This is a genomic window from Paraperlucidibaca sp. (assembly GCF_982810325.1).
In genome coordinates this window covers 20,465-35,677 of the sequence record NZ_CEYEMI010000009.1, presented here as the reverse complement: position 1 = coordinate 35,677, position 15,213 = coordinate 20,465, and the positions used below count along the sequence as shown (strand labels likewise).

Here is a 15,213-nt window from a genome sequence, read left to right as displayed (position 1 = left end):
ATGACCACTCAGTCGCAATTTACTACCGTTGGTCGCACCAATTTAGTGCAAGCATTGTATGTCTTATGTATCTAGATTTTACTCATTACGTACGGTCTTGGCTGTACTCGCAATGCATGCATTCAATTAAGAATAAGAGGTTACCTCATGAAATTACAAAAAATTGCTCTGGCAGTTGCTCTAGTTGCCGCACCACTTAGCGCCTTCGCTGGCAGCTCTGTGGATGTGTTCTATGTAGATCAAGACTTAGATATTCAAGGAGGAGGCAGCGATGACGGTAATGGTTACGGCTTCCGCGGCTTAGCCGAGCTTGGCCATGGCGTAAGCCTAACCGCTCTTCACCAAGATGCTGACCTAGACACCGCAAATGGCAACTTAAAAGAAACCCGTATTGGCTTAAGCTATGACCGTGGCATGAATGGCTTTAGCGTTGGCGGGGGTTTAGAAACAGTTACTCTTGACATAAATGGTGGTGGCCCTGGCACTTCATTGCGCGGCTACTCTGCGAACGTTCACGCCAGTATTTCTCCAGTCGAAAACTTAAGCGCATATGCCCGAATCGGCTATACCGATGTTGATGATTTAGATGGCGTGGAATACGAGGTCGGTGCAAGCTATGCCTTTACACCTGAGGTAGCAGGCTTCATTGAGTACCGAATGGCTCAACTTGAAACTACTGCATCAGGACCATCAGCCGACGTAGATCTAGACACACTTCGTGTCGGTGCACGCTACACATTTAAGTAATACGTGCGGAGCATTGAGAGAGGCTAAACACCTCTCTCTTTTTTGCTCGCAACTCACGCCTAAGCTAGCCTCAGCCTACAAACCTTCTCGCTTAGACGCCTGCCAAAGCACTTCCATAGCCTCTATCGTCGACTCTTGAAGAGACTCATCTCGCGCCAATAGCTCGCGCTCAATATAGCCAAAGCGACGACGGAACTTAGCGATACCACCGAGTAATGCTTGCTCACTATCGACACTCACTTGGCGCGCGAGATTAGTCGTGCAAAATAAAATATCGCCAAGCTCATCTTGCAATGCCTCTTGGCCTAAGCCCTGCTCCAAGGCCTGCTCAAACTCATCGATCTCTTCGCGCAACTTGGCCAAAACCGGGCGCGGATCTCGCCAGTCATAGCCCACCTCACCTGCGCGCGCTTGCAGCTTTTCAGCTCGGCGTAATGGACTATGGCCGGCCCCAACTTTGTCGAGAAACGCCACAGGCTCAATGGACTTGCCTTGCACCGCCTTCAGCGCTTTCTCGACCGCCTTAATCTCATCCCATTGCGCACTCACCTGCTCAGCCGTCAGATCAATACGCGGCAAATCGAGGCGGTCATCACGAAAGATATGCGGATGACGGCGAATTAACTTCGCGCTAATCGCCTCGGCGACATCAGCAAAATTGAAGCCGCCCTGCTCGCTAGCAACTTGCGCTTGGAAAACAATTTGCAATAGTAAGTCGCCAAGCTCCTCGCATTGCGCGGCGCTATCGCCGCTGGCAATAGCATCGACAACCTCATAAGCCTCTTCGATGGTATATGGCGCCAACGTTTGTGCATCTTGCGCTAAGTCCCAAGCACAACCCTGCTCAGGATCTCGCAGACGAGCCATGATGGCTAAAAGCTGGCGCAATGCCTGCTCCGAATGCACTGAAGTAGCGCTCATTGAGTCTCTCCAGCAGAATCCGACGGCAGGCGATGCTCGGTCAGCCGTCGCGCCTCAATCACCATGGCCAGCTGCTCAATGCGCGTGAGTACACGCGACAACTTATCTAGACTCGACACCTCCATAGTCAGACGCAAAGTTGCCGTAGCATCGTGCTTATCAGACTGGGTTTGTACACCAGTAACATTGACTTGCTCATTGGCCAATACTGCCGTGACATCACGCAATAAGCCTGTGCGATCCCATGCTCGCACCATAATATCCACTGGGTACGAAGCTTGCTCATTGAGCTGCCATTGCACATCAAGCGTGCGCGCTGGATCCTCTTGTGCCATGCGTTCGTAATCAGCACAGCCACGGGCATGAATGCTGACGCCGCGCCCCTGTGTAATAAAGCCAACAATCGACTCGCCTGGCACCGGCTTACAGCATCCGGCGACATGGCTGAGTAAGTTGCCCACACCTTCGATCATGATGCCGGCACCGTTTTGATCGCTACGTGGAGCACGTAGCGCTATCTCCGGCAATGCCAGCTCTTGTTGCGCAGCCGATTGCTCACCACTCAATGCATGCGTAATCCGCGCCAATGGCAAATCGCCAGCCCCTAGAGCTGCAAGCACATCCTCGCCTGTTCGCATATTAAAGCGCGGGGATAAGCGATCTAGCGTGCCTTTCGGTAGTGCGATACCTAGGCGCGACAGCTCGCGCTCAAGCAGGCCGCGACCTTCTGCTACATTGCCTTCGCGCGCCTGCTGCTTAAACCAAGTGCGCACTTTAGCTATCGAGCGGCTAGCCGCCAAAAACCCTTGCGATGGATTCATCCAATCACGACTAGGATGACCACCGCGATGCGTCATGATGTCGACCTGCTCACCGGTTTTTAGCTTGTAAGTCAGCGGCACAATACGCCCATTAACCTTGGCGCCACGGCAGCCATGACCCACTTCAGTATGGATGTGGTAAGCGAAATCTAAAGGTGTTGAGCCAGCTTGCAGATCGATGACTTGGCCATCGCGAGTAAACACATAAATACGTTCGTCATGGATGGCAAGGTTAATTTGCTCAGCCAGCTCTTCTATGCGCTGGTCACCAATATCATCTTGCCACTCAAGAACTTGGCGCAACCAGGCAATCTTGTTTTCGTAGCGCGCGTCGGAGCGAGAGGCCTTGCCTTCTTTGTAAGTCCAATGCGCACAAACGCCGAGTTCAGCCTCTTCGTGCATATCAAAAGTACGAATTTGCACCTCGATAGGCTTGCCGGACGGGCCAATGACTGCCGTGTGCAGAGAGCGGTAGCCGTTCTCTTTTGGTGTCGCAATATAGTCGTCGAACTCTTTCGGAATATGTTTCCACAGCGAGTGCACGACACCTAGTGCGGCATAGCAATCGCGCACATCGGGCAGCAAAATACGAATCGCGCGGACATCAAAAAGCTCATGAAAGCCGAGACCTTTACGCTGCATTTTTCGCCAAATCGAATAAATATGCTTGGCTCGACCGGTGACCTCAATCGGTCCCATGCCCATACGCTCGAGCTGCACGCGCACGGTTTCAATAACCTGCGCAATATAACCATCGCGGTCGAGGCGCTTCTCATCAAGCAGATTGGCAATTTGCTTATAGGCCTCAGGCTCAAGATAGCGAAATGAGAGATCTTCCAGCTCCCATTTCACATGACCGATGCCAAGCCGGTGCGCTAATGGCGCGTAAATATCGAAAATCTCGCGGGCGACACGGCGCTTACGCTCGTCGCTAGCATCTTTCAACTCGCGGATAGCGAAAGTACGCTCAGCGAGCTTAATTAGCGGCACGCGGACATCATCGATCATTGCGATAAGCATTTTGCGGACGTTATCGAGCTGATGTTCATCGCTGTTTTTATTATGCAGATCAGGGTTAATCAGACGGCTAATGGCCGCCATGCGTAGTACGCCCTCGATCAGGCCGGCAATATCAGGACCGAACTCTTTATCTACCTGAGCCAGCTCAATTTTGCCTTCGCGAACGGCACGATAAAGCACCGCCGCCATCAACGACTCTTGATCGAGATTGAGCTCAGACAAAATATCAGCCATGTCTAGGCCAGTGAGGAAGCTTGAGGTACGCGATGACCAAATATTATGACGCGCAACAGCATCACGATCGAGCTGCTCAGCGCGGAGGCAGGCACGCAAAAGTTCTGCACGATCATGCAGCTCAACGTGATCCTCGACCCGGTCTAGCCAGGTCTCAAAGTCTACTGAGCCGTCGGCTAAGGTCGGGTAGTCAGCGCGTACTTTTACCATCGGAGCGCTCTCTTTTTGCTTATTTGCGTTGCCATAACAGTGCTTACTAGCACTGTTATGGGGCGCCTAGCGCCGCTTTTCAAATACCGCAATCGACTCCACATGCGTGGTATGCGTAAACATATCCATGATACCTGCCTTCAACAGCACGTAGCCGGCCTTGGCCAACTCGCCGGCATCACGCGCTAGCGTGGCAGGATTACATGACACATAGACGATGCGCTTGGGCTTCAAGCTCACAATATGTGGCAAAACTTCCAGCGCACCACTACGCGGCGGATCAATCAAAACCCGGTCAAAGCCCAGTGTCGCCCATGGCTGGCTGGCAATTTCTTTCGTCAGGTCATGCATATAAAACGACACATTATTTAAGCCATTGGCTGTGGCATTTTCTTGGCCACGCAAGACCATCGCCTGCGAACCCTCGACTCCAACGACTTCCCGAGCCTTTGTCGCCAATGGCAAGGTGAAGTTGCCAAGACCACAAAACAGATCCAAGACGCGATCTTCTGGCTGAATATCTAGCAAGTCCAATGCCAACGGCAGCATGCGCTGGTTTATCTCGGCATTAACCTGAGTAAAGTCATTTGGGTGAAAGGCTAGACGCAAATCGGTGCCGCTAGGCGTTTTAAACGGCAGCTCATAGGCCAGACGATCGGGGCCATCTTCAGGCCACACCTTATGCACAGTGTCGTAATTGCCTGGCTGCAAATAACATTGCCAGCCACGCTCAGCACAGAAGTCGATGAGCGCTTGGCGGTCGCCTTTGCTCAGCTCATTCATGTGTCGAAACACCAAAGCCACTGGCGCTACACCATCAAGCTCATCGCCGGCGGCCACTTCGATTTGCGGGATATGATCACGCGCCTCTAAGCCGCCTATCAGCTCACGGAAAGCAGTGATGCTCAAACCTAGGCGAGGATCCATGACCACGCAGGAATCAAGCTCAGCGAGAAAGCTGGCTTGGCGCTCACGGAAACCGACCAGCAACTTCTCTTTTTTGATGACATAGCGCACGCCCATACGAGCCTTACGGCGATAGGAAATATTGTCGCTAACTAACGGCGGCAGCCATTCTTGCGGGACGATGCCACCAAAGTGCTGGAGGTGCTCAGCCAATACTGACTGCTTCAATGTCAGCTGCGCTTCGCGCGACATATGTTGTAGCGAACAACCACCACAGACACCAAAGTGCGCACACGGAGCGTCAACGCGATCGCTAGAAGCGGTGATAACTTCAATGACTCGGCCTTCATCGTATTTTTTATGCAGATTGGTGAGCTTCACCACCACCTGCTCGCCCGGCAAAGCGCCATCGACAAATATCAATTTGCCATCTTCGCGATGCGCAATACCACGGCCATCGTGACCAAGCTTGGTCACGGTTAGCGCCATTGGCTCCATGGCGTTCAATTTATTGTGTTTACGCGACATAACAGACTCTAATCACGCCCCAGCTTTAAGGCTGGCGGCGCAATATTAATGGGAAGAAATCGGGGTATTTAGCGGCGGATCGATTAATGGCATGGCTGCTGTTGCCGTCTGCCATTGCGCCAAAAACTCGCTTAAATGTGGTTGATTAGCAGCGACAAGAGCATTTTCAAGCAGCGTGAACTCTTCAGCGAGCTGGCTTGCGTCTAGCTGCCCGCGCATCTGCTGAAAACGCAGCCAAACCAAGTAAGTGTTGAGCACATCAGACTCGCAGTAATTGCGAATACTGCCCAAGTCGCCGGCCAAAAATGTTGGCCATACTTGACCACCATCCATGCCATTTTTACCGGGAAAACCCAGCAAGCTAGCCACTTGATCTAAGGGCTGTACGGCACGTGCTTGATAGCCCGCCAGCACATCCATGACATCGGTGTGGCGTGAGTGAAAGCGACCGAGGTAGTTATTAAATTTAGCATCGCGATTCAGTTCGCCCTGATCCCAATAGGTGGGCGCTGAAATGCCGTGCAGCAAGGCACGGTAGTGCAGTACCGGCAAATCAAAACCACTGCCATTCCACGACACCAAGGTTGGGTTGAAGCGCTCCAAGCCCTGATAAAAGCGCGAAATCAGATCGGACTCACTCGACGACTCATCGCCCAATGACCAAACTTTCACGCCATCACGCGAGCGCAACACGGCAGAAATACACACCACTCGTTGCAATGAGTGGCGAATAAAGTCGGAGCCACCGGTTTCTTGTCGACGCAGCTTAAACATTGCTTCGGCGGCGGCGGCATCATCTAGGCCATCAAGACCATAGAGGCGACGACCGCCAGCAATATCGGGTACGGTTTCGATGTCGAACACTAATGTATTCATGCGCGATCATCCGAAGAAAATACGCCAGTGGATAAATAGCGGTCACCTCGATCACAAATAATCGCCACGATGACGGCGTTTTCGACAGTTTTTGATAGCTCTAGCGCCGCCCATACCGAGCCACCCGACGACACTCCACAAAATATGCCTTCTTCACGGGCTAAACGGCGCATGGTGTCTTCGGCTGCTTGCTGAGATGTATCGACAACAACATCGACGCGATCGCGCTCAAAAATCGTGGGCAAATACGCCTCTGGCCAACGCCGAATGCCGGGTATCGAAGCACCATCTATTGGCTGCAGGCCGACAATTTGCACTGCTGGATTTTGCTCTTTTAAGTAGCGCGAAACGCCCATGATGGTACCAGTTGTGCCCATCGAACTAATAAAGTGCGTGATCTGACCATTGGTCTGCTGCCAAATCTCTGGGCCAGTGCCACGATAGTGCGCCAAGGGGTTATCGCTATTACCAAACTGATTGAGCACCACGCCCTCGCCTTCGGCCTGCAAACGCAGCGCTAGGTCTCGCGCCTCCTCCATGCCCATGCCGGCATCCATGGAGATCAGCTCGGCGCCATAGGCCGCCATCGCATCGCGGCGCTCCTGACTTTGGCTCGCAGGCATGATCAAGCGCATTTTATAGCCCTTAATTGCCGCTGCCATGGCTAAAGCAATGCCAGTATTACCCGAGGTGGCCTCAATCAATGTGTCGCCAGGTCGAATATCACCACGGCGCTCAGCTTCGTTAATCATCATTAAAGCAGGACGATCTTTCACTGAGCCGGCGGGATTATTGCCTTCGAGCTTCACAAGAATGGTATTGCTGGTGTCACCGGGCAGTCGTTGTAGGCGAACCAAGGGCGTGTTGCCAACGCAGTCGGCAATGGTGGGGTAAGTCATGACAGCACTCAGCGCTAAAGTGTGCCAATTGTAAAGATAAAGCCCGTGCTAGGACATAGCACGGGCTTTATCAGAAGCCGGATGCAGCAGCGTTCATCAGCCGCTACATATGACGACTTAGCGTGGCGCCATACGAATCGCGCCATCGATACGAATGGTTTCGCCATTCATAAAGGCGTTTTCGACTAACTGAGCAGCTAGCTGCGCATACTCTGAAGGCAGACCTAAACGTTTAGGGAATTGCGTCATTTCGATCAATGGCAGCTTCACGCTATCCGGTGAAGACTGAAGCAATGGCGTATTAAAGATGCCCGGTGCAATGGTATTCACGCGCACACCAATGCTGGCTAAATCACGTGCCAATGGTAGCGTCATGCCAACAACGCCGCCTTTCGATGCCGAGTACGCCGCCTGACCAATTTGGCCATCAAACGCCGCAACCGATGCTGTGTTGATAATCACGCCGCGCTCGTTGTCGGCATTGCCTTCGTTTTTAGCCATCTCAGCAGCGGCTAAGCGCGTGACATTAAATGTGCCGATCAAGTTCACCGCAATTACCTTACTAAATACGTCCAATGAGTGCGGGCCATTTCTACCAACAGTCCGCATCGCGCTGCCAATGCCGGCACAGTTCACTGCAATATGAACACCGCCCCAGGCCGCAACAACATCGGCTAAACCAGCTTGCACGGACGCTTCATCGGAGACGTTAACGCGGCAAAAGCGAGCATTCTCACCTAGCTCTTTAGCGGCAGCAGCACCGGTCTCTTCATTCAAATCAAACAAGGCCACGCGCGCACCTTTGGCAATAAATGCCTGCGCTGTAGCAAAACCTAAACCTGATGCACCACCGGTAACGATGGCGACACTATTCGTTAACTGCATAAAAAACTCCGACTAAATTGACTGCGACTAATCAGTCACCGCGGGCGAGCATAGCACTGCCTAGCGCCGACTCAAATACACATGCGGGCTTAGATAAGACCTAGGCCGGATATTTCTCGCGCCAAACGTGCGGCGTGGTTATCGGTCATGCCGCCGACAAAATCGAACACGCGCAAATAGCCTTGATATAGCGACAAGCCAGGCTCTAAGGGCGTTTCAAGTAAGGCCAGTTGGGTTTGTTGACGTGGCGATAGCGCGTCTGGACCATGCACACAGAAGGCATGCACCGCCGGCATTAATGTATCGAGCACAATGCCTAAGCAGGGGTAAGCCGCGATTTCAGTGACAACTTTGCTGCGATGGCGATAGACCTTGTCGTGCGCGAGTTGTTTGGCAGCCAAAAGCGCATCGCGAATGGTCGGGCTAGCCACGGCAATCAAATCTTTGCCAGGCAATTCGCCATGCAAGAGCGCATCGTGATGGCGCATAAAAGTGTCGGCTAAATCGCTAACGCAGGCGCCAACCATGGTGCCGCGCAGCGCCGCCGCGTATTGGCGCGGATCGCGGATATGCCACTGCTTATCGGGGTGAACAATAGGGCCGAGCAAACTTTCTAGCTCATGCAAATCGAGAATGCCGATCTCCACCGCATCTTCTAAATCGACAATGGCATAGCAAATATCGTCAGCGGCCTCCATCAAATAAGACAATGGGTGCCGCGCCCACTGCTCATCGCCGCGCTGAATTAAGCCCAGCGACTTCGCCACCTCGCGATAATAAGGCAGCTCCGCTTGGTAGATATTGAACTTGCCACGCTTGGGATAGCACTGCGCAGTCCATGGATACTTTACTAAAGCACCGACCGTGGCAGCACTGAGGCGCATACCGCCCTCGTTGCGATACATTTCCTGCGAACACACTAGGCGTAGGCCTTGAGCATTGCCCTCATAGGTTGTGATGTCGCAATGCTCAGCGTTGGTTAACGGTGCTAGCAACTCGGCGCGCGCTGGATCACGAAACCAGTCCCGTAAGGCGTATTCACCGGTATGACCAAATGGCGGGTTGCCCATATCGTGCGCAAGGCAAGCTACCTGCACGATGCCGCCAACATCAAAAGGAGTGAAACCTTCTGGCAACTCATGTGGGCTAATTTCCAAGCTGGCGCCAACGCGGTTACCCAAGCTGCGGCCGACACTGGCAACCTCCACGCTATGCGTTAGTCGGTTATGGGTATGGTCATGCTGTGCCAGCGGATGCACCTGAGTTTTGCGACCAAGTCGGCGAAATGCAGTAGAAAAGACTACACGATCATGGTCGATATGAAACTCCGAGCGCAGGCCTGCTAAGCCTTGATCGGTAGCCGCTGCCGGGGCCGCGATAATCTGCTCATTTTTGACCTTAAAGCGTTGCGGCGACAGCAGCTGCGGCCAGCCCATACGAGGCGATGTCATATCAGAATCCCTTAACAACAATGTTTACATCATCGACAAAAGCCGACATAAAGGCTAGCGCAGAGCGTGGCATACTCACTGCGGTTCATTAAAGAGAAACGACAATGTTAGATGCTCTATTTAAGAATAATGTGCGTTGGGCCGATGCGATTAAAGACAAAGAGCCTGACTTTTTCGAAAAGTTAGCTCAACAACAATCGCCACAACTACTGTGGATAGGTTGCGCCGATAGCCGCGTTCCAGCTAATGAAATTATGGGCTTAGCGCCCGGCGAGGTATTTGTTCACCGCAACGTCGCCAACTTAGTCGTTCACACTGACATGAACTGCCTATCCGTCCTGCAGTACGCAGTAGAAGTGCTGAAAGTTAGACACATTTTGGTTACCGGCCACTATGGCTGCGGCGGTGTGAAGGCTGCTTTAGACAACCTAAGCTTTGGCTTGATCGATAACTGGCTGCAGCACATTAAAGATATTCATCGCTATCACGCTTCGCGTTTCGACGGTTTATCTTATGAGGCTAAGCTGGATTTACTCTGCGAGCTCAATGTCGTTGAGCAGGTTGCCAACGTTGCCAATACCACCATTTTAAAAAGCGCTTGGGCAAAAGGCCAAGACGTTTCCGTACATGGCCTTATTTTCAGCATTAGCGATGGTATTTTGCGCGACCTTGGCGTGCACTGCAGTGCATCGCAGCCCACCCCGTCGCTGGCAAAAGCGGTGCTAACGGCTCAGGGAGCCATATCGCAAGCAGAATAAGCGACTTGAACGCGGCGATTTTGTGCCCACGCTGATTCATCATTACCTTCAGCAACTGGCTGCTCTTTACCAAAGCTGACCACTGCCATCTGTGCCGCTTGTGCACCTTGGCTTTGCAGATAGCTAGCTACTGCATTGCCGCGGCGCTCGCCGAGCGCCAAGTTGTAGTCATGCGTGCCACGCGCATCTGTATGGCCATCAAGCTGGACACTGACACCTTGAGCAGCTTTCAGCACGCCTGCTAACGCATTCAAGCTAGCCAACGCATCAGGTGACAGCTCGCTAGCATCGGTGCCAAAGAAGTACACATTATGGCGCAACAACTGCGCAATCTCAGGTGTTTGCGCATTCAGCAGCGCTTGTAACTGCGCGCGGCTACAGTTTGCAATTGCGCCGACACCAGCATCAACCGCTATTATTTCTGCAGCTGCTGGCAGTGTGTCGGAACTCATATCCGGCGTTACAGGTGGCGCTGTTGGCTCGCTGCGAAACATCGCACAACCAGACAACGTTACGGTGAAAATACTGGCACTAATGAGTGCAGCAAGGTGGCGCTTTTGCATAAGGAATGCTCCTACTGAGGATGGGATACAACAAGTATTACAACGGAAAACTGGTGCTATTTAGGCGCCCACACAGCACTTCGTACCGTGCCAAGGCGCTCTGGCCACTGCCAGCGCAACTGCCCATCTCGCGAGACGAAGAAGACACGGTCACCGCCAGCGGTTTGTTCGGTATAGGTCAGCAGCAGACCATTGGATGCAAAGCTCGGCGAGCTCGCCAATGCCCCACTGCTCAGAAACCACGGCGTACGTCTCGGCTCTAAAACAGCCACGCGGTAACGACCATCGCCGCTATCATGAATCGTCACGATGGCATCACTAGTTGGATCCAGCGCTGCTCGCGCATTAAAGCGACCAGTGAAGCTGACACGCTGAGCGTCATTGCTTCTTAAGTCAAGGCGATAGATCTGCGCACGACCGCTGCGATCAGAAGTGAACAAGAGCGAATTGCCATCGGCAGCCCACGTTGGTTCGGTATCAATCGCGGCATGATCCGTGACACGCTGCAGGTCGCCATCACTCAGGCGGTAAATATAGATATCCGTATTACCTGCGGCCGATAACGACATCGCTAAGCGTTGGCCATCGGGAGACCAGCTCGGAGCAGCGCTAGTGCCTGTGAGAGCAGTCAAGCGTGTGCGCTCACCACTACTTATATTTTGGCTATAGATAGCCGATTGACCATCCTCAAAGCTCACATACGCAATCGTCTTGCCATCGGGCGACCAACTAGGCGATAGCAACGGCTGGGTCGACTGCAGCAATGTGCGGGCATTGGCACCATCGCTATCAGCAAGCATCAGGCGATACCGCGAGCCTTGCTGCACTTGCACATAGGCTAATTGACGCGATGCCATGCCTGGCACACCAATGAGCTTTTCATACACGGCATCACTGATGTAATGCGCAACCGCACGCCAGCGACCATTACCCGCCTTCAGCTGCCCACTCAGCACCACGCGCTGCGTTGCTGGCTCGACTACGGCATAGCTAAAGTGATAACGCTGCGGTGCAATTTGCTGCACAAAACCTTGCACAATATATTTCGGCAGAGCCGGGGCCGGTTCGTTGGATGCCTCCGCCTCAGTCAAGCTCGTGACCGTTGGCGCCGCCTCATTAAACTCCATAACGCCTGGCTGCCATGCACCGACTGCTTGTTCGGCAACGCGCAAGCCTGGGCTGTGGCGCAAATCATTACGAATGATATCGCCCAAAGGCTCGCCAGCTGCTGGGCCAGAGAAGTTAGCGACTGCAAGATCCAAACCCTTCTCTAGGGTCTGCTGAATATGCACTGTCAAAGAGGCATGCGCCGTGGCCATCTGCAGTAATAACAACGCTGCGGTACAAACTCGCCACATCATATGCCCCTCCGAATTAGCCAATTCAAGTACAACGCAAAAGCCATCACCCTGATGACACTACACCTACATTATTAAGCAAAAAAAACGCGCCCTGAGGCGCGCTTTTTCTATCGTGTAGCAGAATTAGCCACGTGGTGGGTTAATCACAACTTCCACACGACGGTTTTGCGAACGGCCAGCTTCGTTAGCATTGCTAGCGATAGGCTGGTTCATGCCACTACCAATAGCCGATACACGGTTACCAGCAACGCCACGACTAACCAAGTAGCCGGCAACTGATGAAGCACGTTGTTGCGACAACGTTTGGTTGTAGCTAGCTGCACCAACATTATCGGTATGACCAGAAACGGTGATCGATGTTTCGTCATACTCTTTCAGTACGTCAGCAACAGCATCAAGCACTGGATAGAAGTCGGAACGAACACCGCTTTGCGCTGTGGCAAAGGTAATGTTGCCAGGCATGATCAAGGTGATGATGCCGGTATTTTTATCACGCTGAATACCAACACCAACGCCCGCTAAACGATCACGTAATTTCTTTTCTTGTACGTCCATATAGACGCCAACACCACCGCCAGTTACGCCGCCAATGGCTGCGCCCTGCAAGCAACGCTCATTACGCTTGCCGTGCTTAGTAGTTGCTGTAGCAATACCGCAACCGATAGCAGCACCGATAGCAGCACCGTATGTGCCTTTAGCTACTTGGCGTTCGCCGGTATAAGGGTTTGTTGTACAGCCCGCTAACACCATGGCGCCAGCGGCCATTGCAATCATCATTAAACGCATAATAAAACTCCTAGATATAGATACTCGCCTAAACGCAGCCATCACGCTTAGGTTTACGCCGCGTAGCAGTTTACCCGAAAACACCCATTGCAGGCTTAGCCACCGCCAACCAGCACATCATAAATAACAGGCCTAAGCCGACAGCAAAGATCGGCTTGGCAATGCTAGAGCCGCGTGAACGCTGAAACGCCACCGTGCCGCAAACAATAAAGGCCACCAGCAGCACTAGCTTAAGTAAAGCCCAGCCAGGTATAGCGCCAACCTGATAAATCATGGCAAAACCGGTCACTAACATGATGGTAGCTAAAATATGCGGTGCAATGCGCAAAAGCTTTGCTGGTCGCTCTGCTTGGCCAGTAAGCAAATAGAAACCTCTCCACAAATACACCAGCGTAAGCAGCGCCGCTATTAGCATATGGGGATGCTTCAACATCATATATGTATTCACGCAATTACCTTTTGGCTAGAAAACTAAGCACTCTTTGTCGCAGAGTACGCGCATTGGTTCAAGCCCAACGGTCGCAAATTTTGCTATCGTCAGAAGCTTGCCGTTTTTGCATAGGTTTTTCTGATGCCGTTTGAAACCGTCCCAACGCCCTGCGTTGGCATCTGCTCGACCACTTATGGCGATATTGTTTGCCGGGGCTGTCGCCGCTATTTGCATGAAGTGGTTGAGTGGAACCGCTACAGCGCCGAACAAAAGCGCTTAATTTGGCATCGCTTAGATGGCCTGCTGACACAAATCATGCCGCGCTATTTTGAAATTATCGATGCTCAGCTGCTGCGGCAAACACTGGACCAGCTTCGCCTAAGCTATCGCTTCGAGGCCACTCCATGGACTTGGCTGCAAATCTTGCTCAAAAACGCCGCCCGCCAACTCAGCGACCTCACGCCTTATGGTGTGCGCCGCCTAGATACATCTGCGATGAGCTTGTATGAGCTAAAGGAATTAATGAACGTCGAACTGCACACCTTGGCGAGCGCTTATTACGAACGCGATTTGTTGCGTGCACTTCAGTTTTAGCTAGGGCAAGATTCACACGCCTAAGTGCATGTATCTTTAAATTCTGTAATCTATTTTTTGTACGAGACTTGTCATGACTAACGATTTACCTATCCGTTTTTTACCTCAGCAACTGCCAAAAATTTACGCCATGCTAAAAGCCGGCGTGCTCTCGAGCAACTCACTGACTCGCCCAAGCAAACTGCCGGCAATGCCGGTGCGTAAAGACGATCACATTTTGCCCGCCAGCGATGAACTAATCGATGCCTATAGCGAATGGACCGGCGCACCCGCCGCGCGTTATCGCGATACTGTACCGGCGCATTTTTGCAGCCACTGGGCTATGCCATTACTGGCTGAACTGGGCCGCTTAGCACCTTACAATCTCACCACCTTGCTGAATCAGGGTGTGCATATGGTGATGCATCAGCCCATCCCACGCGGCATGCCGATGACGCTGGAAGGCCAGCTCGTTGAAGTGAAAGAAGTAGGCAATCGCCTGCGTATTCATATGCGCATCGAAGCCAGCATTGAAGGCCTAGGTCGCTGTTTAGATATCGATAGCTATGCCGCCGTGCTGCTTGGCCCGCGTGATAAAAATGCCACCAGCGAACGTGTCGAGCCCGCCTTTGAGGCAACGGGCAGCTGGTCGGTAGACGCTAAAGATGGCTTGCGCTTCGCCTTCCTCACCGGCGACTTCAACCCCATTCATACCATGCCTGCAGTTGGCCGCCGCACCGCCACTGGTAGCTGCATCTTGCATGGCTTTGGCCAGCTCGCGAAAACCTGGGAAACCCTGCTCAATGCCGGCTGGGATATTCAAGAGCTAGATATCCGTTGGGTAAAACCATTGCCCATGCCTAGCGGCGAAGTATCGGTAGACGTTAGCCCAAGCATCGACGCCGATGGGCAACATGCACTGCGCGTAGTCTCTGGTCATGGCATGCATTTAGTGGGCCGCTTTGCTGGCACTAAAGCCGCTGGCACTAAAGCCGCTGGCACTAAAGCCGCTGGTGCACAAGCTGCCGGGAGCGCCTCATGAGCAAACTCAGTAAAGCCATGATTGTCTGCGGTAGCCGCACGCCATTTTTAGACTCAGGCGGCGCCTATTCGCAACTGATGAGCTATGAACTCGCCGCTTACGCCATTCGCGGTGTACTCGCGCGCAGCGACATCGACCCCGAACAGCTCGGCATGGTCATGGCTGGCACCGTGGTACATGAAGTCGAAACCTCGAACGTCGC

16 protein-coding genes are annotated in these 15,213 nt (G+C 52.8%); 5 read left to right on the top strand and 11 right to left on the bottom strand.

The features are described from left to right. Positions 1-147: 147 nt before the first annotated feature. Positions 148-747, top strand: a complete 600-nt coding sequence (locus AC3DKE_RS05050; protein WP_487990170.1) for a porin — start codon at positions 148-150, stop codon at positions 745-747. Positions 748-822: 75 nt separating this feature from the next. Here AC3DKE_RS05050 and mazG read toward each other — a convergent pair whose 3' ends face one another. The 7 genes from mazG to AC3DKE_RS05015 all read right to left on the bottom strand — a co-directional run bounded on the left by mazG (position 823) and on the right by AC3DKE_RS05015 (position 9,498). Beyond that, positions 823-1,668, bottom strand: a complete 846-nt coding sequence (gene mazG / locus AC3DKE_RS05045; RefSeq protein ID WP_340675199.1) for a nucleoside triphosphate pyrophosphohydrolase — start codon at positions 1,666-1,668, stop codon at positions 823-825. Continuing rightward, a complete protein-coding gene (relA, locus tag AC3DKE_RS05040; protein ID WP_340675198.1) occupies positions 1,665-3,953 on the bottom strand; it encodes a GTP diphosphokinase in 2,289 nt (762 codons plus the stop codon). The genes mazG and relA overlap by 4 nt, the downstream gene beginning before the upstream one ends. A 66-nt stretch (positions 3,954-4,019) precedes the next feature. Next, positions 4,020-5,387, bottom strand: a complete 1,368-nt coding sequence (gene rlmD, locus AC3DKE_RS05035; protein ID WP_411730060.1) for a 23S rRNA (uracil(1939)-C(5))-methyltransferase RlmD — start codon at positions 5,385-5,387, stop codon at positions 4,020-4,022. Between the two features lie 45 nt (positions 5,388-5,432). Next, positions 5,433-6,263: a 3'-5' exonuclease gene (locus AC3DKE_RS05030; protein WP_487990169.1), complete on the bottom strand. Its 831-nt coding sequence runs from the start codon at positions 6,261-6,263 to the stop codon at positions 5,433-5,435. Next, positions 6,260-7,162, bottom strand: coding sequence for a cysteine synthase CysM (cysM, locus tag AC3DKE_RS05025; RefSeq protein ID WP_340675195.1), 903 nt, complete (start codon positions 7,160-7,162; stop codon positions 6,260-6,262). The genes AC3DKE_RS05030 and cysM overlap by 4 nt, the downstream gene beginning before the upstream one ends. A gap of 117 nt (positions 7,163-7,279) precedes the next feature. Continuing rightward, entirely contained in the window at positions 7,280-8,047 is a 768-nt protein-coding gene (locus AC3DKE_RS05020; protein ID WP_340675194.1) for a 3-hydroxyacyl-CoA dehydrogenase, read from the bottom strand. 89 nt (positions 8,048-8,136) lie between these two features. Next, the gene (locus AC3DKE_RS05015) at positions 8,137-9,498 is read right to left on the bottom strand and encodes a deoxyguanosinetriphosphate triphosphohydrolase (protein WP_340675193.1); all 1,362 of its coding nucleotides are present in this window, start codon (positions 9,496-9,498) and stop codon (positions 8,137-8,139) included. A 104-nt stretch (positions 9,499-9,602) separates the two neighbouring features. Between AC3DKE_RS05015 and can the strand changes: the two genes are divergently transcribed. Further along, positions 9,603-10,256 (top strand): carbonate dehydratase, encoded by a 654-nt coding sequence (can, locus tag AC3DKE_RS05010; protein WP_340675192.1) that lies wholly within the window; start codon positions 9,603-9,605, stop codon positions 10,254-10,256. Here can and AC3DKE_RS05005 read toward each other — a convergent pair. From AC3DKE_RS05005 to AC3DKE_RS04990, 4 genes are all read right to left on the bottom strand, one after another. Beyond that, positions 10,229-10,819, bottom strand: a complete 591-nt coding sequence (locus tag AC3DKE_RS05005; protein WP_484216828.1) for an OmpA family protein — start codon at positions 10,817-10,819, stop codon at positions 10,229-10,231. The two genes, can and AC3DKE_RS05005, sit on opposite strands and share 28 nt — an antisense overlap. A 56-nt stretch (positions 10,820-10,875) precedes the next feature. Then, entirely contained in the window at positions 10,876-12,180 is a 1,305-nt protein-coding gene (gene tolB, locus AC3DKE_RS05000) for a Tol-Pal system beta propeller repeat protein TolB (protein WP_340675190.1), read from the bottom strand. A gap of 123 nt (positions 12,181-12,303) precedes the next feature. Continuing rightward, positions 12,304-12,966, bottom strand: a complete 663-nt coding sequence (locus AC3DKE_RS04995) for a YiaD family glycine zipper/OmpA-like lipoprotein (protein ID WP_340675189.1) — start codon at positions 12,964-12,966, stop codon at positions 12,304-12,306. Positions 12,967-13,036: 70 nt separating this feature from the next. Beyond that, complete coding sequence (locus tag AC3DKE_RS04990; protein WP_484216827.1) at positions 13,037-13,414, bottom strand: SirB2 family protein; 378 nt, start codon at positions 13,412-13,414, stop codon at positions 13,037-13,039. A 123-nt stretch (positions 13,415-13,537) separates the two neighbouring features. Here AC3DKE_RS04990 and AC3DKE_RS04985 point away from each other — a divergent pair, with 123 nt between their 5' ends. The 3 genes from AC3DKE_RS04985 to AC3DKE_RS04975 all read left to right on the top strand — a co-directional run. Beyond that, a complete protein-coding gene (locus AC3DKE_RS04985; protein WP_340675187.1) occupies positions 13,538-13,990 on the top strand; it encodes a DUF1289 domain-containing protein in 453 nt (150 codons plus the stop codon). Between the two features lie 73 nt (positions 13,991-14,063). Beyond that, positions 14,064-15,011: a MaoC/PaaZ C-terminal domain-containing protein gene (locus tag AC3DKE_RS04980; protein WP_487990168.1), complete on the top strand. Its 948-nt coding sequence runs from the start codon at positions 14,064-14,066 to the stop codon at positions 15,009-15,011. Then, positions 15,008-15,213, top strand: a 206-nt coding sequence (locus AC3DKE_RS04975; protein WP_487990167.1) for a thiolase family protein, incomplete at its 3' end; no start/stop codon positions are given. The genes AC3DKE_RS04980 and AC3DKE_RS04975, both read left to right, overlap by 4 nt.